This window comes from Corynebacterium lubricantis DSM 45231 (assembly GCF_000379425.1).
In the GTDB taxonomy this organism is placed as follows: domain Bacteria; phylum Actinomycetota; class Actinomycetes; order Mycobacteriales; family Mycobacteriaceae; genus Corynebacterium; species Corynebacterium lubricantis.
Genome location: NZ_KB902183.1, coordinates 91643 through 111103, shown reverse-complemented (window position 1 = coordinate 111103; position 19461 = coordinate 91643). Strand labels below are relative to the sequence as shown.

Annotated in this window: 19 protein-coding genes; 3 read left to right on the top strand and 16 right to left on the bottom strand. The window is 57.6% G+C overall.

The window, feature by feature from the left end; genetic code table 11:
• Nucleotides 1-128: 128 nt before the first annotated feature.
• The 5 genes from A37O_RS16015 to A37O_RS0102915 all read right to left on the bottom strand — a co-directional run bounded on the left by A37O_RS16015 (nt 129) and on the right by A37O_RS0102915 (nt 5872).
• Nucleotides 129-536 carry a heat shock protein transcriptional repressor HspR gene (locus A37O_RS16015; protein WP_026196083.1) on the bottom strand — a complete coding sequence of 136 codons (408 nt, stop codon included), beginning with the start codon at nt 534-536 and terminating at the stop codon, nt 129-131.
• Between the two features lie 22 nt (nt 537-558).
• The gene (dnaJ, locus tag A37O_RS0102930; protein WP_026196082.1) at nt 559-1749 is read right to left on the bottom strand and encodes a molecular chaperone DnaJ; all 1191 of its coding nucleotides are present in this window, start codon (nt 1747-1749) and stop codon (nt 559-561) included.
• Nucleotides 1750-1938: 189 nt separating this feature from the next.
• Nucleotides 1939-2649, bottom strand: a complete 711-nt coding sequence (gene grpE / locus A37O_RS0102925) for a nucleotide exchange factor GrpE (RefSeq protein WP_033377702.1) — start codon at nt 2647-2649, stop codon at nt 1939-1941.
• Between the two features lie 77 nt (nt 2650-2726).
• Nucleotides 2727-4595, bottom strand: a complete 1869-nt coding sequence (gene dnaK, locus A37O_RS0102920) for a molecular chaperone DnaK (protein ID WP_018295999.1) — start codon at nt 4593-4595, stop codon at nt 2727-2729.
• A gap of 239 nt (nt 4596-4834) precedes the next feature.
• A complete protein-coding gene (locus tag A37O_RS0102915; protein WP_156802475.1) occupies nt 4835-5872 on the bottom strand; it encodes a DUF4272 domain-containing protein in 1038 nt (345 codons plus the stop codon).
• 11 nt (nt 5873-5883) lie between these two features.
• Here A37O_RS0102915 and A37O_RS14505 point away from each other — a divergent pair, with 11 nt between their 5' ends.
• Nucleotides 5884-7260, top strand: coding sequence for an AI-2E family transporter (locus A37O_RS14505; protein ID WP_018295997.1), 1377 nt, complete (start codon nt 5884-5886; stop codon nt 7258-7260).
• Nucleotides 7261-7363: 103 nt separating this feature from the next.
• On the top strand, nt 7364-7888 hold the full coding sequence (locus A37O_RS0102905; RefSeq protein WP_018295996.1) for a type 1 glutamine amidotransferase domain-containing protein: 525 nt from the start codon (nt 7364-7366) through the stop codon (nt 7886-7888).
• A gap of 3 nt (nt 7889-7891) precedes the next feature.
• Here A37O_RS0102905 and A37O_RS0102900 read toward each other — a convergent pair whose 3' ends face one another.
• The 11 genes from A37O_RS0102900 to A37O_RS0102840 form a co-directional block, all read right to left on the bottom strand.
• A complete protein-coding gene (locus A37O_RS0102900; protein ID WP_018295995.1) occupies nt 7892-8452 on the bottom strand; it encodes a nucleosidase in 561 nt (186 codons plus the stop codon).
• 367 nt (nt 8453-8819) lie between these two features.
• The gene (locus A37O_RS0102890) at nt 8820-9017 is read right to left on the bottom strand and encodes a hypothetical protein (RefSeq protein WP_018295993.1); all 198 of its coding nucleotides are present in this window, start codon (nt 9015-9017) and stop codon (nt 8820-8822) included.
• A 95-nt stretch (nt 9018-9112) separates the two neighbouring features.
• Entirely contained in the window at nt 9113-9277 is a 165-nt protein-coding gene (locus tag A37O_RS16390; protein WP_018295992.1) for a hypothetical protein, read from the bottom strand.
• Nucleotides 9278-10071: 794 nt separating this feature from the next.
• Nucleotides 10072-10995: a sulfite exporter TauE/SafE family protein gene (locus A37O_RS0102870; protein ID WP_018295989.1), complete on the bottom strand. Its 924-nt coding sequence runs from the start codon at nt 10993-10995 to the stop codon at nt 10072-10074.
• 2 nt (nt 10996-10997) lie between these two features.
• On the bottom strand, nt 10998-11954 hold the full coding sequence (locus A37O_RS0102865; RefSeq protein ID WP_018295988.1) for a sulfite exporter TauE/SafE family protein: 957 nt from the start codon (nt 11952-11954) through the stop codon (nt 10998-11000).
• Nucleotides 11955-11956: 2 nt separating this feature from the next.
• A complete protein-coding gene (locus tag A37O_RS0102860) occupies nt 11957-12694 on the bottom strand; it encodes a sirohydrochlorin chelatase (protein WP_018295987.1) in 738 nt (245 codons plus the stop codon).
• A 41-nt stretch (nt 12695-12735) separates the two neighbouring features.
• The gene (locus tag A37O_RS0102855; RefSeq protein ID WP_018295986.1) at nt 12736-14025 is read right to left on the bottom strand and encodes a sulfate adenylyltransferase subunit 1; all 1290 of its coding nucleotides are present in this window, start codon (nt 14023-14025) and stop codon (nt 12736-12738) included.
• Nucleotides 14025-14939 carry a sulfate adenylyltransferase subunit CysD gene (gene cysD, locus A37O_RS0102850; RefSeq protein WP_018295985.1) on the bottom strand — a complete coding sequence of 305 codons (915 nt, stop codon included), beginning with the start codon at nt 14937-14939 and terminating at the stop codon, nt 14025-14027. Before cysD ends, A37O_RS0102855 begins: the two co-directional genes overlap by 1 nt.
• Nucleotides 14939-15721, bottom strand: a complete 783-nt coding sequence (locus A37O_RS0102845; protein ID WP_018295984.1) for a phosphoadenylyl-sulfate reductase — start codon at nt 15719-15721, stop codon at nt 14939-14941. The genes cysD and A37O_RS0102845 overlap by 1 nt, the downstream gene beginning before the upstream one ends.
• Nucleotides 15708-15980: a hypothetical protein gene (locus A37O_RS16765; protein WP_083912570.1), complete on the bottom strand. Its 273-nt coding sequence runs from the start codon at nt 15978-15980 to the stop codon at nt 15708-15710. The genes A37O_RS0102845 and A37O_RS16765 overlap by 14 nt, the downstream gene beginning before the upstream one ends.
• On the bottom strand, nt 15977-17650 hold the full coding sequence (locus tag A37O_RS0102840; RefSeq protein ID WP_018295983.1) for a nitrite/sulfite reductase: 1674 nt from the start codon (nt 17648-17650) through the stop codon (nt 15977-15979). The genes A37O_RS16765 and A37O_RS0102840 overlap by 4 nt, the downstream gene beginning before the upstream one ends.
• A gap of 327 nt (nt 17651-17977) precedes the next feature.
• Between A37O_RS0102840 and A37O_RS0102835 the strand changes: the two genes are divergently transcribed.
• Nucleotides 17978-19330 carry an FAD-dependent oxidoreductase gene (locus tag A37O_RS0102835; protein WP_018295982.1) on the top strand — a complete coding sequence of 451 codons (1353 nt, stop codon included), beginning with the start codon at nt 17978-17980 and terminating at the stop codon, nt 19328-19330.
• The last annotated feature ends 131 nt before the right edge of the window (nt 19331-19461 follow it).

Here is a 19461-nt window from a genome sequence, read left to right as displayed (position 1 = left end):
CAGAGTTTCTAGTGAGCTACATTACATAGTAAGTCGGATATGGTTTGGGCCTCATAAATATTTTGTTAAGGGGGTAATCAGCAACCTTCACAAGAAAAACAGCACCACACGGTGGTGGTGCTGTTCTGCTAATTTGCTTGACGACGACGCCGTGGCGTCCACATCGTCACCGCCGTCGAGCGGGGGACGTGAACCAGTTCCGCACTTGGGCGGTATCCCCGCGTGAGTTTTCCGCGGAGCTCCTGATTTTCTTCCTCGACATCCGACAGTCGGTGCTGCAGATCCTCTATCTCGCTGGAAAGCTCGATAATGGTTTTAATTCCGGCGAGATTAACGCCTTCTTCTTGCGACAAGCGTTGGACGGTGCGCAACAATTTAATGTCTCGACGCGAGTAGCGTCGTCCACCACCGGCAGTCCGAACCGGGGTGACTAGGCCCAGCCTGTCGTATGTCCGAAGGGTTTGTGCATGCATCCCGGTCAGCTCTGCCGCAACAGAGATGACGTAATACTCTTCTTTATCTTTCGAATCAGCCATGTCTACTTCACCTCCCGCCTGCCTAGTTAGCTCCGGCCCACCCACGACGTGGGTTATAGCCAGAGTCCTTCTCTGCTTGGGCATAGGTGCGCAGCGCACTGGTGGCAGCAGGATCTAGATCCTTGGGAATCTGCACGTCAACGGTGACGAGCAAGTCGCCGGCCTGACCCGATTGCTTTGGCACGCCGCGTCCGCGAACCCGTAGCGTCCTGCCGTTCGGTGTCCCAGCTGGGATTTTCACCTTGACGTGCTTGTCCAAAGTAGGGACCGTGACGGTCCCGCCGAGAACGAGCTCGTGATAGGACACGGGAACTGTGACTTCCAGGTCGTCGCCCGAGCGGGTGAATACCTTGTCTGAGCGCACGTGGACGTGGACGAATAAATCGCCGGCTGGAGTTCCGTTCGGCCCCGCCTCGCCTTGGCCTGCAAGGCGGACTTTCTGACCATCGATAACACCTGCGGGGATGCGCACGGTAATGGAGCGAGTGCGATGCACCGTGCCACGACCAGAACATGTTGGGCATGGGTCTTCGATGACTTGGCCCGTTCCACCACAGTTGGTACATGGGCGGGACATCCCAAAGGCGCCCTTTTGTTCGCTGACAAACCCCGAGCCGGAGCACACGCTACACGTGGTTGTTTTACCTGAGCGGGATCCGGATCCATGACAGGTGGTACATGGCGCCTCACCCGAGAGTTCCAAAGGAATGGTGGTTCCCTGAGCCGCCTCGCGGAAATCTAGCGTAATTTCCGTTTCGACGTCCGACCCCCGCGTCGGCCGAGCTGACCTGCTAGTACCGCCGCTACGATTAAAGAGGCCGCCGAAGATGTCACCAAAACCGCCGTCCGAAGAAAATCCTCCACTGGATCCGTCTCCGAAGATGTCTGAGAAGTCGTACTCTGTCGACGTTTCGCGAAACCCACCGGGAGATCCGGCACCTCCGCCCCCTCCGAAGCGTGGGAACCCTCCAGAGCCAATCATGGACTTCAGCTGATCGTATTCTTTGCGACTAGCCTCGTCGCCGAGGACGTCATATGCCTCTGCGACTTTCTTAAAGCGGTCCTCCGCCTTCTTGTCGCCCGGGTTCTGATCCGGGTGGTTCTCACGTGCGAGTTTACGATAAGCCTTTTTAATTTCATCTGCCGACGCAGACGAGGAGACACCCAAGTCCGCGTAATAGTCCTTATCTGCCCATTCACGATTCATAGCCACGGGCCATCCCCTCCTTTCTGATTTCTAAGTACGTAAATATTTTTCTAATTACTTTTATCTAAAAATTACTAAAGTGATGAAGTTATATCTATTATGCGCAGGCTGCGGTCCTGCCCTGTGAGCCAAAATGGCCGGGATGAAGCGTCATACCCGCTTCACTTCCCCGGCCATTAATTTAGAAACCTCGAGCTACGCTTCCGAGTCAGTCTGCGCGGAACCTTCGGCCGGACCAGCTGGATCCGCAATGAGCACCATGGCGTTTCGCACGAGGCGATCCCCCAGGCGGTAGCCCTTGCGGAGCACGGTACCGACAACCTTTTCCTCGCCGGTGGAAAGATCCTGGACAGCTTCGTGGATCTCAGGGTCGAAGGCATCGCCCTCTGCGCCGAAAGACGTCACTTTCTGTCCGTCGAGCACTCCGTTGAACTTGTCTGCGAAGGACTTCAGCGGGCCATCTTCCAGATCGCCGTGCTGGCGAGCGAGGTCCAAGTCATCGAGCAGCGGCAGCAGCTGGGTGACCAGACTTGCCTTTGCATTCTCGATGGTTGCGGAACGCTCGCGCTCGGTGCGACGCCGGTAGTTAGCGTATTCAGCGCTGAGGCGTTGAAGGTCCTCGGTGCGCTCTGCCAACTCGTCCTCGAGGCTCTTGTCCTGGGACTCGGCCTGCGATTCAGCCTCAACACCAGCGAGTGCCTCGTCGATCTCAGCTTCTAGTTCCGGGTCGATGTCAGAAGGGACACCTTCGCCTTCAGCTGCGGCATCCTCGACAGCATCCGCGCGTGCATCTGCTTGTGCTTCCGCCGCGTCCTGGGCTTCCTGTTCAGCCTGGTTAGGGCTGATGTTTTCCGGATCGGTATTTTCAGGATTGCCAGGATCGTTCGGCATTGAATTTGAAGCCATGGGGCTTCACCTTGCCTTTCCTTTAATCAGGCGACATCCCCGTCAATTCAGAGCAATTAACGGGGTGTCACATGCGATTACTTGTTGTCCTGGTCCTTGTCAGCGTTGCCAGCGTTGTCAGCTTCGTCGTCTTCGACAACTTCAGCGTCAACAACATTGTCATCGCCTTCTGGAGCACCGTCTGCCTGGGTTGCGCCGGTGTTGGCCTCAGCCTCGTAGATTGCCTTGCCCATCTCCTGGGATTCGGTGGAGAGCTCCTCTACTGCGGACTTGATAGCCTCAAGATCGTCGCCCTTGAGCGCTTCATCGACCTTGTCTGCTGCAGCGGTGACCTTAGCCTTAACATCTTCGGAGACCTTGTCGGAGTTCTCGTCCATGAACTTGCGGGTCTGGTAGGCCATGGATTCCGCGTTGTTGCGGGTTTCCTGCTCCTCGCGACGCTTCTTGTCTTCTTCAGCGTGCTCCTCTGCGTCCTTGACCATGCGGTCAATGTCTTCCTGCGACAGCTTGGAACCATCCTGAATGGTGATGGTGTTTTCCTTGCCGGTGCCCTTGTCCTTCGCGGAAACGGAAACGATACCGTTTGCGTCGATGTCGAAGGTGACCTCAATCTGTGGCACGCCACGAGGTGCAGGTGCGATGCCGCCGAGCTCGAAGGAACCGAGCAGGGTGTTAGCAGAAGCCATTTCGCGCTCGCCCTGGAAGACCTGGATCTGGACCGAAGGCTGGCTGTCTTCAGCGGTGGTGAAGGTCTCGGAACGCTTGGTTGGAATGGTGGTGTTGCGCTCGATCAGCTTGGTCATCACACCACCCTTGGTCTCAATACCAAGCGACAGTGGGGTGACGTCGAGCAGGAGCACATCCTTGACCTCGCCGCGCAGAACGCCAGCCTGCAGAGCAGCGCCGACTGCAACAACCTCGTCAGGGTTCACGCCCTTGTTTGGCTCCTTGCCACCGGTGAGTTCCTTAACAGCATCGGTCACAGCTGGCATACGGGTCGAACCGCCGACCATGACAACGTGGTCAATCTCGGAGACGGAAAGGCCCGCGTCCTTGACTACCTGGTTGAATGGAGCCTTGGTGCGATCCAGCAGGTCAGAGGTGATCTTCTGGAACTCGGTGCGAGACAGGGTCTCATCCAGGAACAGTGGGTTCTTCTCAGAGTCAACGGTGATGTAAGGCAGGTTGATGGATGCCGACTGCGAAGAGGAGAGCTCAATCTTTGCCTTCTCAGCTGCCTCACGCAGGCGCTGAAGTGCCATCTTGTCCTTGGTCAGGTCAATGCCATTGGCAGACTTGAACTTCTCTACCAGCCAGTCAACGACGCGCTGATCCCAGTCATCGCCGCCGAGCTCGTTATCGCCAGCGGTTGCAAGAACCTCAACAACGCCGTCGCCGATTTCCAGCAGGGACACGTCGAAGGTGCCGCCACCAAGGTCGAACACGAGAATGGTCTGATCCTTGTCAGCCTTCTCCAGGCCGTAAGCAAGAGCTGCTGCGGTTGGCTCGTTGACAATACGCAGAACGTTCAGGCCTGCGATCTGGCCAGCTTCCTTCGTTGCCTGACGCTGTGCGTCCTCGAAGTAAGCAGGAACGGTAATAACTGCATCAGTAACTTCGTCGCCCAGGTAAGACTCAGCGTCGCGCTTCAGCTTCATCAGCGTACGAGCGGAGATTTCCTGTGCGGTGTACTTCTTGTCGTCGATCTCGACGTTCCAGTCAGTGCCCATGTGGCGCTTGACGGAGCGGATGGTGCGGTCAACGTTGGTAACTGCCTGGTTCTTTGCCGACTGGCCAACCAGGACTTCGCCGTTCTTTGCGAATGCAACAACGGATGGGGTGGTGCGGGAGCCCTCCGAGTTTGCGATAACTACTGGCTCACCGCCTTCAAGAACAGATACGACCGAGTTGGTGGTACCCAAGTCAATGCCTACTGCGCGTCCCATATGTGATTCCTCCTATTAAAGATGATGTTCATTCTTAAGTTGATCGGCTTCTACTCAACTTCTGAGAACACTCTAACACACCGTGTTCGCAACCTTGAGCATGAAGCACTCAACTCTTATAACGCAACCCACCCAAAGTTATTCCAACCCCACTCAACTTTAATTTTTTAGGCAGGTCAGAGCCATAAATTTATCTACCTGTGGACTCAATGTGAGTCTCAGTACGCGCCCAGAATGCCCTAAATCACCCGTTCAGTTTGACCCCACTGCCCCGCAGGCCACAGCGCCCAGCCCAGCGCGCGATTCCATCCACGTGCAATGCGTTGCCCTTCCTCGTCGAGCCAGCCCGGCTGGGAATGATGCAATAAATGCGCCACATCCAGCGCAGAAACACATTCATCCACGCTTTTCACCTGCCCATCCCCGGAGCGCAGCGTGGTGATCCGCCAAGCAACTGGTTCCAGTTCGACAGCATTCAGCCTCGTCCCCGGCACCGAGATTCTCCCGATCACCCAGGCAAGCGCCTCCGCGGCTGCCGTGGCGGTGAGATGGACCAGCGCCTCGTCGTAAAGCGAGCTTGACACGCTAAACCGCGCACCCGGCGCCATCATCGAGCCCACCTCGCGAAGGAAATCCCTTTCGCGTGGTGACATTAGCTCGCGCCCAATACTGACCAGGTCATCAGTTTCGGGGGTCTCGCCGGCCAGGACGAGACCAGCGATGTGCCCCACGAGCGATTGCGTCCGCATCATTGCGCGCAGCTCGTCCGCGGGTCGCAGCTGCGCCTCGGCAATGCCGAGCACCGGCGGCACGGAGGCATCGACATCGTATCCGCGCGCTTCGAGCTCGCTTATCGACGATTGCCTGCGCCGCACCGCGTCGATCGCCACGGGGACCTTGATCTCCATTCTCGGGGCTTGCAAGTTTTCGCCATCAATATTGCGCAGCGGACCGTTGCCGATCTGAAAAACCGTGGGTCCTTGATCCGCGAGGTCGGAAAATTCGACGAGGTGGACGGGTTTATAGGCCTCGTCGCGGTAAAACTGATACACCGCCGCAGCACGAGTTACCAGGCGGGCTAACGCATGGGCACTAGTGACATCTGCGCCGGTCACAGGCAGTCCTGCATCAGCGAGTGAATTGATCAGCGCTGCTACTGTCCCCGGCAGGTTCTCAGAAAACCGTTCGTTGGAGGGAGCAATCGTTGTTATGGCGGTGACCTGCATGAGTTCTATTTTGAACCATCTTGCGTCGTTACGCTGGCCAAACTCTGGCATGATAAGGAAGTGTGAATAAGAACGAAGACTTAAACGACTCGCTGACAGCGGCGGTTGAGGGCAAACGCGAGGAGACAGCTTCGCAGGTTACCCCAGCTGACGCGGCAGTTGAGCTGTCTGGAGAGGTGGTGGATCGCTCGTCGATCATCGCCTCCGACGCACGTACACTCGCTGGGTGGGCACTGCGCTTCATCATCGTGGCGGTAGCCGCATACCTATTGTGGCAGGGCTTGGGCTATATCTGGGTCGGTATTCTGCCCGCGATCTTGGCCCTGATTTTCGCCACGGTGCTGTGGCCGCCGGTGCGCTGGCTGCGCAATAAGAAGGTGCCGTCCGCGCTGGCCTCCCTGTTAGTTATTGTGGCGTTTTTCGGTATCATTTTTGCCATCTTCGCGGCTATGGCGCCGACGATTCGGACCCAGGCCCAGGACCTGTGGACTCAAGCCCAGGCCGGCATTGACCAGATCCTGCGGTGGTTAGAACAGGGACCGCTGGGGATTGACACCACGCAATTCGACTCGGTGCTGCAGGAAGTGCAGAACTTTGTCACCAACCAGGCATCCAACATTGCCTCGGGCGTGATGAGCGGTGTGTCCATCGCCTCCAGCGTCGTGCTGACCATCGTGTTGATGCTGGTTTTGGTGTTCTTCTTCCTGAAGGACGGGGATAAGTTCTTGCCGTGGGTGCGTCGCTACGCTGGTGCAAAGGCCGGCTTCCACATCACCGAAGTGTCGATGCGTTCCTGGAACACGCTCGCGGGCTTCATTCGCACTCAGGCGCTTGTCTCCTTCGTCGATGCCTTCTTTATCGGCCTGGGACTGGTCCTGCTGAACATCCCGCTGGCGTTCGCTCTGGCCGTGATCACGTTCTTCGCGGGCTTTATCCCCATTGTCGGTGCATTCACCGCCGGCGCGCTCGCCGTGATCATCGCGCTGGTCTCGCAGGGCTTCACCACGGCGGTGATTGTGCTCATTTTGATCATCGCGGTCCAGCAGATCGAGGGCAATATCTTGCAGCCGGTTCTGCAGTCCCGCGCGATGGGCCTGCACGCCGCAGTGGTCCTGCTTTCTGTCACCGTCGGCTCAACCCTATTTGGCATCGTGGGTGCCTTCCTCGCCGTCCCGGTTGCCGCGATCTTCGCCGTATGGTTCCGCTACCACGCCGAGATGGTCTCCTTGCGCTCCGGTGAGATCACCGCCGACGACATTCAGATTTCCACCCAGCAGGGCGAAACGATGTCCTCGCGCGAGACTTTCGAAGCCATACGTGATCATTTGAGAAAGATGGCCCGGAGGCAGTCAGATTCCGACACCGAACAGCCCTACGGCGCAACCAGCTTGAAGAAGTTGCGCGAGGGCGGGGACGCCGCGGAAGCGAACAAAAACTAGGCAACAACTTGGCAAGCATTTTTGGGTCAGAAGGTTTAGGGTGGGGGTCAGAAATGACTCCCACCTTTCTTTTCTTTCAGGAGTCAAGAATAGGAGCTAGGAAATGGCACATCTCATCGGTAAGACAATCGCGGTCATAGCTACCAATGGATTCGAGGACTCCGAGCTTGCCAGCCCCGTCGAAGCGGCCAAAGAGGTCGGCGCTGAAGTGAAAATCATCTCCACCGAAACAGGCACCATTCGCGGTAAGAACGACACCGAGGAATCCGTCGACCTGACCACCGCCGAGGCGAACCCAGCTGATTTCGATGCCCTCCTTTTGCCAGGAGGCACCGCAAACGCGGACCGCATCCGTATGGATGACGCCGCTGTAGATTTCGTTCGAGGCATCTTCGCTGCCGGCAAACCCACCGCCGTTATTTGCCACGGCGGGTGGATCCTCACCGACGCGGATGTCCTGCAGGGGCGCACGCTGACGTCCTATCGTTCCCTCAAGACTGATCTGACTAACGCCGGAGCCACCTGGGTCGACGAGGAAGTCCATGTTGATAATGGCCTCGTCTCCTCACGCACCCCGGCCGACCTTGAGGCGTTCAATGCCGCCCTCATCGAGGAATTTGCGAAGTAGCCTTTAAACAATCACAGCGAGCGCGTCGGCTAGGTCGTGGGCGGCGCGCTCAAGTGCGTTTGCCCACAAGCCGCCCGCGGTCTCATCTGCCGGGTCGGAGACATTCTTCAGCAGCGTGACCGGCACACCAAAGGTCTGCGCGGCAGCGACGACGGCATATCCCTCCATGTCAACGAGGTGGGCTTCTTTGCTTAACGACGACCGCAGCTGCGAATCCTTGACAAACGTGTCGCCTGTGGCCAGACGTGTCACGGGGAGCTTTCCGCTTGTCTCCAGATCCAACCACTTTGGATACACGTGCTCACTGATACCTGGCACTTCTTTTGCCGAGAAGTCATGTTTGGTCACGGCCTCGATCTCAAAGGTTCCCCAATGGTCGTCGACAAGCGAGCCTGCGGTGCCCACGTTAATGACACGCTCAGGCAGTGGACCTACCGCGAGTCTGCGTGTCACGGCGATCGCAGCTGGCACCGTACCTACTCCGGTGACTAGCACTTCGTAAGAGGTGGTGGCTCGGATGACGGCGGCCTCGGCGGGAACGGCGGAGACGATCAGCAATGACATGCCTCTTATTATGGCCCTTCGCCGCCCGGCGCAAGAAGGCACCCCACTGGTTGTAACTAGTTTCAGTGGGGTGCGGTGGATGGAGGGGTTAGAGGATGACGGACGATAGCGCCCCTAGCACGTGTAGCGGGAAGGTGAGGATAGCACCGAGCGTGTACAGCAGGACGGTCACCACGCCGCCAATGATTGCCAACATGATTCTTGCCTTTCCTAGTGTGATGTAGACAACAAAATTATAGCATTGTACTTATCGCAGATAAAGGTTTCTAGGATAAAAAGTTTCCTCAATCTTAAAAGTGACTGAATTCTTTCTTAGGACACAAAAATGCCCCACAGCCGAGGCTGTGAGACATCTAAGAAGTCCGAATTACTCAGCAGAGGAGCCCATCAGGGAACTCGCGACATCCCAGGAGGAGCCCAGTACAGAGCTAAAAGCGGAAGACGGGTAATAGCCTAAATCCGCCAGGCCAACGCCGATACCAAATGGAATGGTGATGATATTCCAGAGTGACCCCACTAGCACCTCGGAGCCCCAAACAAATTCACCTAATACGTCTGCAATCATTCTTGCCCCTCTGTTGGAATTGATCTAGCTGGATTTACCTACAAGACACAAAACTTCCCCGCAGCCGAAGCTACGGGGAAGTTTAAAGGGCCGAATTATGCTTCGGAAGAACCCTCAACGGTAGAAGCTGGAACGAGGTCAACAGAGGAGCTGTCGAAATCAAACGCAGAGGAAAGGGCGTTGAGCAGCTCGAGTGGAACGTTCACGAGGTCCACGATTGCATCGAGTACAGCCTGGACTACGTCAGTGATGATATCCATAATTTTCCCTTCAAAGAATTCTTAATAACACAGTTAACTCTAACTATTTTCTTTGTGAAAGCAATTAAAATTGAACATTTGACACGTTTAGTGATTCAAATAACAAATAGCTGACATTCTGCCTAATTTTTGATTAACACACAAAAGTGCCCCACCGCAAAAGCGGTAGGGCACCCGAAAGTCTCTTCTGATTTAAATCAGATTAGAGGACGTTGGAGGACAGCAGGGAGAGCTGCTGCAGTGGGTAGGTCAGAACGGTCCCAACGATGGAGAGGAGCTGGCCGAATACGTCGCCGATGATTTCAAGCATGATGAATGCCCTTCAGGTAGATAAACAATGTATGAACAAACGATAACAGTTCTGCGTCGGTTGCGCAACTTTTAAATTACTTACCGCCACCACGGGGCGAGCCCCAGCAACTGCATCACTTTAGATATCGGCCCCAGAAATCATTCGTTACCAAATTTATGAAATATTTTTTTATACCCCATCGAGCAGGGAAAACATGGAAGGTGCCCCACCGCCGAAGCGGTGGGGCACCATTAAAAGTCTCTTCTGATTTAGATCAGATTAGAGGACGTTGGAGGACAGCTCGGAAAGCTGAGCCAGTGGGTAGGTCAGGACGGTCTCAACGATGGAGAGGAGCTGGCCGAAAACTGCGGTGAGGATATCGATCATGATGATTGCCTTTCAGGTTGATGAACAATGCGAGACCCATGCTAGGTCCCCAAAACCTCAATCGCAAATGCTTTATGGAATTTTTTTCCTTATAAATTTCTCCTATGCCCCCAAATTAGGAGCCTGAAGTGTGCACTCGTTCCGTTACATGATCGTCCGTTTCCTGTGGTCCAGACGTTTTCTGCGCGCGACGGGCGCCAATTAAAGCAATAGAGAACCCAACCCCCATGATGACCACTCGAAGCACCCACATCGTGGTCTCCGACCATCCAAAGCCACCAAAAACTGCGGGAAGGTTGAGCACAATCAGTATTGTCCCCACGAACCCGCCCAACAAAAATGGGTTCAATCGAGAGACCGCCCAGGCCGCAATCGGCGCCGCAATCACACCTCCGATAAGGAGCGCCAAGATTATCATCACATTGTCTACGAGCTGATCCCACATGCTCACCACGAAGCCTGCGGTGCCACCAACGGAGACTAAGAACTCGGCCGCAGACACGGTTCCAACGATTTTACGTGGTTCAGACCTTCCCAGCGTCATCAACGCGGAGACAGTCACCGGTCCCCAGCCACCGCCTCCAGTAGACGATAAGAATCCACCCACGGCGCCTAAACCGAAGAGCACGGGCTTCGACGTGGGTGCGTCTGAAACGGTCTCCTTCGGCGCTCTGCCCCGCGAGAAGCGGATGACAAGGTGGAGGCCCAATGCCATCAAGATAATGCCCGTCAGTGGGCGTGCAGCCTCGACTGGGAGGTTGGAGAGCACAGTCGCACCGATAAACGACAAAATCATGCCGGGTATCCCCAGCATGATTGTGTGGTGCCAATTCACGTTTCCAAAACGCCAGTGGCTGATTCCCGACGCGAGCGTCGTTCCCAGTTGTGCAGCGTTGACGGCTGCCACCGCCTGCGCCGGGCCAAGGCCCGCGAGCGCAATCAGAATGGTTGTCGACGTGATGCCAAAGCCCATGCCCAGGCCGCCGTCAACAAGTTGCGCAGCGAAACCCGCCAGGGCGATGAGCAAAAACGTGATCACATCTACTTACTTTCTATGCGTAAGACTTCTTCCTTCGAATCTACTGGATCGGACTCATCGACAACATCACCGGAGCGTTGCTCGGCCTCGGAAGCGGCCTTCGAGTTCTGCCGTGCGCGTTTTACGCCGAGAACGGACAAGCCAGCACCAATGGCCAGGACAACCAGCTGGATGATCCACAGGTGGGTCACGCCGAGTGGTTCAAGCACCGTCGGAATATTCAGCAACACGATCAGGGTGCCCACGACACTGCCCAGCAGGATCGGGTTCATGCGAGTCACCAGCCAGGCTGCGATCGGTGCGGCAATCACACCACCGATGAGCAAGGCAATCACGGCAGCAAGGTTGGAGACTAGGTCGTCCCACAGGCCAAGAACGAAGCCAGCCGTCGCGGCCGCGGTGACAATAAACTCTGCGGTATTGACGGTACCGACGATGCGGCGTGGTTCACTACGGCCCGCTGCCAACAGTGTCGATGTGGTCACGGGACCCCACCCACCGCCACCGGTGGCATCCACGAATCCGCCAACAAGGCCTAGTCCGCCGAGGAATCTCTTCGAGTGCGGCTTGGCGTCAACCTTGCGCTGCGTGATTCCGCGGGAAAAGCGCAGCATGAGATTAATACCAATGACGACCAGGATCGCGGACATGATCGGGCGCGCGGCCTCGGTGGACATATTCGCTAAGACAGTCGCACCTGCGAAGGCACCGATACCACCGGGGATGCCGATAGCAGCAACTACTTTCCAATCAACGTTGCCGAATCGCCAGTGACTGACCCCGGAGACGAAGGTGGTTCCTAGTTCCGCGGCGTGCACCACTGCCGAGGCTTGCGCAGGACCTAGGCCTGCCAGCGCGATCAAGATGGTGGTCGATGTGACACCGAAGCCCATGCCCAGGCCACCGTCGACAAGCTGTGCCGCTAAGCCCGCAATCGCGATGAGGATGAGAGTTTTCATGTTTATGCTGTCTTTTCTGCTCCGACCAGGCTTCCGGCAAGTTCGCGGTAACGCTGGGCAACAATGGGGACTAGATCTTGAAGGAGTGGTGCCGAATGAGTCAGCACCACGCCGGTCTCGTCTTGAACTGTGCTGAATTTGTCCACGACGGCATCAAGTAGCGTGCCGTGGGTGACAAAAAGTGGGAGCACATGCATTCGCGAAGTGTTCGCCGCGATAGCGCGCAGACCTTCTAGGCCGCGCCCCTCCCCTTTTCCGGTTGCCGGAACAACAAAGACATCGTGTCCTGAAAGCTCGGCCAAATCTGCAGCCAAAGACTCAGTACCTTGTGCCGCTGCCTCGTCTGAGGTCCCTACTGGGTACAGCACAATCGTGGCCTCTTGAGGTGCATCAAGGCTCACCCGCCTGGCCAGAATCTCAGCCATGTCTTTGCCCTGGCCCAGCGTCTCCGCTAGGTAGAGGTCCATCCCAGATTCCTCGGCCGCCTCGGCTAATGCCGCAGGCACGTCGACCTTGGCGTGGTAGGCGTCGGTGAAAAGCAGCGGTACGACGACAGCTTCATCGTGTCCTTGTGCTGCGAGGATCGCAGCGGCCTGGCTGAGCGTCGGCGTGCTGAAATCCAAATGGGATTCAACCGCTTCCACATCAAGGCTGCGTGCGGCTGCCCGAGTGATAGCACGCACACCAACTTCCGCCTCTGGGTGGCGGGAGCCGTGTGACAGTGTGATTAACGCAGTCATGGTGGTCCTCAATGTGTACGTGGTAACGGTTGTTTGGTGGTTTAGCCCAGTCGCGTGCCGACGAGGCCCGCGGCCAGGGTATTACCCGATGATTGATCGATGAGCAGGAAGTTTCCTACCGCTCCTCGGGCCGCATAATCCTCAACAGGCAGGTCATTGGCCACCATGATGGTGACGTGAGCAATGTCGTTGAGGCCGAAGTTTTCTGGCTCCGAGACTGGATTTTCACCGTCGATATCAACGATGCGATCTACAGAAGCGACGCGCCCGCGGACAAGTGAGGTGCCGTAGCGGACCTTTACAGCCTGGCCCGGCGCGACCTTCTTTTCGGTAAGCCCAACCACGGTGCCGTAGAACTCGCGGACTGGCTCTGGGCGCGAACTCGCTGCCAGAAGATCACCGCGCACCAGATCGATGTCGTCGGCAAGCCGAAGTGCCACCGCATCGCCGGCGCGTGCCTCTTCGACCTCGCCGTCGGCGGTGTCGATATGCGTGACGGTGGTGGTGCGGCCCTCGGGCGCGGTGACCTCGTCGCCGACGCGGATCGAACCGGCCGTAACGGAGCCTGCGTAAGCCCGGTAGTCGCTAGCGTGCTCACGCAGTACGTACTGGATAGGGAAACGGAAATCCAGCTCGAGCGCACGACCGGAGTTGACCGGAATCTCTTCCAGCAGCTCAAGGACAGTAGGACCCGTGTACCAATTCATGTGGGTGGAGCGTTCCACCACGTTGTCGCCCTTGAGGGCGGAAATTGGCACAACGTGTGGATCACTGATCTCCAGCGCATTTGCCTTGGCTAGGAACTGGTCGCGGATGGTATTAAAGACATCCTCGGAGTAATCCACCAAGTCGATCTTGTTCACCGCAAGGATGACTGTTTTCACTCCGAGGAGTGCTGCCACGTTGAGGTGGCGCACGGTCTGCTCGACCACGCCGTGGCGCGCATCGATCAAGAGCACGACGACCTGGGAAGTAGACATGCCCGTGACGGTATTGCGTGTGTACTGCACGTGACCTGGGGTATCAGCCAGGATGAAGGTGCGCTTGTCGGTGGCGAAGTAGCGGTACGCGACGTCGATGGTGATGCCCTGCTCGCGCTCGGCGCGCAGGCCGTCCACCAGCAAAGAAAGGTCCAGGCCCTCGAAGCCGCGGTCGGCGGAGGTCTGCTCCACGGACGCCAGCTGGTCGGCTAGTACGGACTTGGTGTCGTGCAGCAGGCGACCCACGAAGGTGGACTTGCCGTCGTCGACGGAGCCAGCGGTGCACAGGCGCAGCGTTTGGCGATGCGAGATCACATCTGTTGCGGTCTGGGTGATTGTCGGGGCGCTCATCAGAAGTAGCCCTCCTTCTTACGGTCTTCCATGGCGGATTCGGACAGGCGATCGTCGGCACGCGTTGCGCCGCGCTCGGTCAACGTTGAGGTAGCGATCTCCGCCAACACCGCATCGATGGTGGTGGCGTCGGACTCGACGGCGCCGGTGCAGCTCATGTCGCCGACGGTGCGGTAACGCACTTGCTTGACGACGATGTCCTCGCCATCCTTTGGGCCGCCCCACTCACCTGCGGTGAGCCACATGCCGTCGCGGTTGAATACCTCGCGCTCGTGGGCAAAGTAGATCTCCGGCAATGCGATGTTGCGTGCGCCGATGTACTCCCACACATCTGCCTCGGTCCAGTTGGAGATGGGGAAGACGCGGATGTTCTCGCCCGGCAGCTTCTCGCCGTTGTACAGGTTCCACAGCTCTGGGCGCTGACGGCGCGGATCCCAACCACCAAAGGAGTCGCGCACGGAGAAGACGCGTTCCTTGGCACGGGCGCGTTCTTCGTCGCGACGCGCACCGCCGAGCACGGCATCGTAGCCAGCCTCGGCGATGGTCTCCACGAGTGGGACTGTCTGCAGCGGGTTGCGGGTGCCGTCGGGGCGTTCCTGCAGGTCACCGCGGTCGATCCAGTCCTGGACGTGTGCGATGCGCAGGCGAACGCCGGTCTCCTCGACGAGGCGATCGCGGAACTCGATGACCTCCGGGAAGTTGTGGCCGGTGTCAACGTGCAGCAGCTCGATCGGCATTGCGGCCGGTGCGAATGCGCGACGTGCGAGCTCTAAAACGACACAGGAATCCTTGCCGCTGGAGAACAGCAAACCGATCTTGTCGAACTGTCCTGCTACCTCGCGCAGGATATGAATCGACTCGTTTTCCAAGTCCTTCAAGTGCGGCGACAATGCCGTAGTTGTTTGAGTGGTCATTATGAGTGCAACCCACATTCTGTCTTGTTCTGGCCCGCCCAACGGCCGGCACGGGGATCTTCGCCTTCAGCGACTGGCAAGGTGCAAGTTTCGCACCCAATCGAGGGGTAACCCTGCTTGGTCAGCGGGTGAATAATCAGGTCATTGTCCTCGATGAAACGCTCCGTATCTTCGAGCGACCAGGTAATAATCGGGGAAATTTTCAACCGCCCGGTCTGATCCAAGCTCAACGCCGGTGCCTGGGCACGGGTTGGACCATCGGCGCGACGCAGACCTGTAATCCAACCGACGTAGGGTGACAAGCTGACAGCCAACGGCTCCACCTTGCGCATCCGGCAGCACGCCGTGGAATTCTTCGCGTACAGGTTCAACCCGTATGTCTGGTCTTGTTCCTGCCTGCTGAGAATTGGTAGGGCGCGCACCAGTTGCTGCTCTGGGTACCTCGCCTCGACCTGGTCTGCCACCTCGATGGTCTCTTTAAAGTGGTAGCCAGTATCCAAAAAGAGGAAATCGGCGCGGGGCAGGTGGTCCTTCGCCAGCTCCGCGAGCACGGTGTTTTCCATGCTCAGTGTTACTGCCAAATCCCCCGGAGCGTGGGTGTTCGCCCAGTCCAAAATGTTCTCGGCGGTCTCGTCGTAAAGCTTTTCTGCGTACTTATCGACGAGTTCCTCGTTGATCCTTGCTGTCTCGCTACTCAGCGGCGCGGTGTTCTTCTGACCTTCCGGACTGATCTCCGGATCCCGGTAGTTCGCTGAACCGCCGAGCAAATTAACGCTGGTCATTGTGCCTCTCCTTTCGTAAGACTTCAGTGTATCCGTGCTTGGCCAATGATTCTTGGTAAGCCTGTTCGGTGGATTTCGCAGGTGCCGGTGCCTGTTCGGGGGCATCTTGCCCATAAAATTTCACTTCGAAAATCCGTAGACATTCATGGCATTTCCATGCGAAATCTGAGAGTTCATTTGGGTAGAGATCCTCACCCGCGCAATAGGGACAGTGGGTGGGATGATTCCGGTTTGGGTTCGGCTCCCTGCGAAAACTCACTTAATATCCTCTTCGTCAGCGCGCAGCAGCCACTCACCGAAGAGCTCGCCTTCGTTGCGCTTTTCTGTGTAGTTCTTCACCACGCGGGTGACATATGGAGTCAGCTCGGAAGAGAGCACCTTGTGTCCACGAATCTTGCGGCCGAAGTTTGCGCCCTCGCCGAGGGTGCCCCCGAGGTGGACCTGGAAGCCTTCAACTCGGTTGCCATCCTCGTCGGTGACGGTCTGTCCCTTCAGTCCGATGTCTGCCACCTGGGTGCGCGCACATGCGTTCGGGCAACCATTGAGCGCGATCGTGATCGGGGAATCCAGGTCGCCGAACTGCTCCTCGAGCTCGTCTGCAAGTTCAATGGCGCGCGACTTCGTGGTCACGTGTGCCAACTTGCAGTACTCCAGGCCAGTGCACGACAACAGGCCGCGGCGGAACTCGGACGGCTGGGAGAACAGGCCCATCTTGCGCAGGTCGTTGGTCAGCGGGGTGACCTTATCTTCTGGGATGTCCAGGAAGAGCAATTCCTTGAACGGGGTGAAGCGCAGACGGGTCAGACCATGGGACTCTGCCAGGTCTGCCACTGCGATCAGCTGCTCGCCGGACAGGTGGCCAAGAGTTGGTTTTACACCTAAGTAATAGTTGCCGTCGTTTTGCTCGTGCAGACCGATATGGTCGCGCGCGATCGGGTTGCGTTCTGGGTCCGGGCCGTCGGGCAGTTTGTAGCCCAAGTATTCGTCCTCGAGGATCTGGCGGAACTTCTCCACACCCCACTGGGCAACCAAGAACTTCAGGCGCGCGCGGTTACGCAGGCGACGGAAACCATAATCGCGGAAGATTCCCACGACCGAGTTCCACACCTCGGGCACCTCGTCGAGGGTGACGAAGACGCCGAGGGACTGTGCCAACATCGGGTTGGTGGACAGGCCACCGCCGACATACACCTGGAAGCCCGGGCCGAGCTCGGGGTGGACAACGCCCTGGAAGGCGACATCCTGGATCTCGTGGGTGACGTCCTGGCGGGAGTTACCTGAGATCGCCGTCTTGAACTTACGTGGCAGGTTCTGGTTCTCGTCGCGCAAGAGGTACTCGGACTTGATCTTTTCGATCGCCGGGGTGGCATCGATGATCTCGTCCTTGGCAACGCCGGCCACCGGCGAGCCTAGGATCACGCGAGGTACGTCGCCGCAGCCATCAAGGGTGTTCAGGCCGACAGAATCTAACTTGTCCCAGATCGCTGGGACGTTTTCGATTTCCACCCAGTGCATCTGGATGTTCTGACGGTCCGTCAAGTCAATGGTGGAACGTGCCCAGTCGCGCGAGATCTCGCCCACCGCGCGGGCCTGCTCAGTGGTCACGCGGCCGCCGTCGAAACGGATGCGCATCATGAAGTAGCGGTCTTGGAGCTCCGAGTTGTCCTTACCTGTGTGCTCGCCACCCAGGTTCTGCTTGCGCTGGGTGTACATTCCGATCCACTTGAAGCGAGGCGCCAGATCATCTGCCGGGATCGAGTCGAAGCCCTGCTTGGAGTAAATGTCGATCACACGCTGCTTGACCTGCAGCATGGGTTCTTCCTGCTTCACAATCTCTTCGTGGTTCAGCGGTGAGTCGCCGTCGATCTTCCACTGGCCTTCTGGCTTCTTCGCGCGTGGCTTCTTCGTAGTGGTGGTAGGGGCTGTCATCTCAGGCTCCTTAGCGATGCTTGGGGTTCGGTGCTCAAGCACCACAGTTTTGGACGTGTTATGAACTGCTTGGTCTATTTTTCTTCCAACCCGGAAGGTTCTTGCAGAACACTAACCGTACAAATCGGTCTAGTGCAATAGGTCTAAAAATATTCATAGCTATTTACGTACTTTGAACTGGGCTTACATGCATGAATGTAATACATCTTCACCTAATGGAATGAATTTAATCCAGGGCAAATACTTTGCATTCTCTAGAATCAATGCTATTAATTTAGACCAAGTTGTCTAGCAATTGTTTCCCCTTCATACCGAAAGGACGCCCACATGAGTTTGCGCGTTGCAGTTATTGGAGCCGGCCCCGCTGGTATTTATGCTTCAGATCTTCTGATCCGCCACGAAGAACACGACATCTACGTTGACCTTTTCGAGCAGATGCCCGCCCCCTTCGGCCTCATCCGCTACGGCGTTGCCCCTGACCACCCGCGCATCAAGGGCATTGTCAAGAGCCTTCACAATGTGTTGGACAAGCCCCGCCTGCGCCTGATCGGCAACACCACCGTCGGTCGTGACATCACCATCGATGAGCTGCGCGAATACTACGACGCCATCGTCATCTCTACCGGCGCCGTGCGCGATAAGGCCCTGACCATCCCCGGCGGCGAGCACTCCATCGGTGCCGGCGAATTCGTCGGTTTCTACGACGGCAACCCTCGCTTTGACCGCGACTGGGATCTCTCGGCTCGTCAGGTCGCTGTCATCGGCGTAGGCAACGTCGGCCTTGACATCGCGCGCATCCTGGCCAAGACCGGCGACGAACTCCTGGTCACCGAGATCCCCGACAACGTCTACGACTCCCTGGCAAAGAACCAGGCCGAGGAGGTCCATATGTTCGGCCGCCGCGGCCCCGCGCAGGCAAAGTTCACGCCGAAGGAACTCAAGGAGCTCGACCTTTCCGACACCATCAACGTCGTCGTCGACCCCGAAGACATCGACTACGACGATCAGTCCGTCGAGGCGCGCCGTTCCAACAAGTCCACCGACCTCAACTGCCAGGTCATCGAGCAGTACGCCATCCGCGAGCCCAAGGACGCACCCCACAACCTGCACATTCACTTCTTCGAGGAGCCCGTCGAGGTGCTCACGGACAACGGCCAGGTTGTTGGCCTGAAGACTGAACGCCAGGAATACGACGGCGAGGGCAATGTCGTGGGCACCGGCAAGTTCACCGAGTGGCCAGTCCAGGCTGTCTACCACGCCATCGGCTACCGCTCCGAGCCGGTCGCGGGTGTCCCCTTCGACTTCGACAAGAATGTCATCCCGAACGACGGCGGCCACGTGACCGGCGCCGACGGACTCTATGCCACGGGTTGGATCAAGCGCGGCCCGATCGGCCTGATCGGCAACACCAAGTCCGATGCCAAAGAAACAACGGACATGCTTATCGACGATGCCCTGGCCGGCCGCCTCACCCCACGCAAGCATGAAGATCCCGGCGCGATCATCGAACTACTGGAGTCCCGCGAGATTCCCTACACCACCTGGGAGGGTTGGTACCGCCTCGACGGTGCCGAGCGCGCCGCCGGCGAGGGCTGCGAGATCTACGGCCGCGAGCGCAAGAAGATCGTCGAGTGGGAGGAGATGATCTCCCACGCTCGCGCGGTGCCGGTGGTTTCTTAATTTTCCGGGCGGGCGGGTTTAACCACATCGAGTATCAAAACTGTAACGATTTCCCGCCCCAAAATGCATAATTTCTCAACTATGGCACCGTAGGAACTACTACTTTCCCTACAAAAACTGCCCGGGAATTC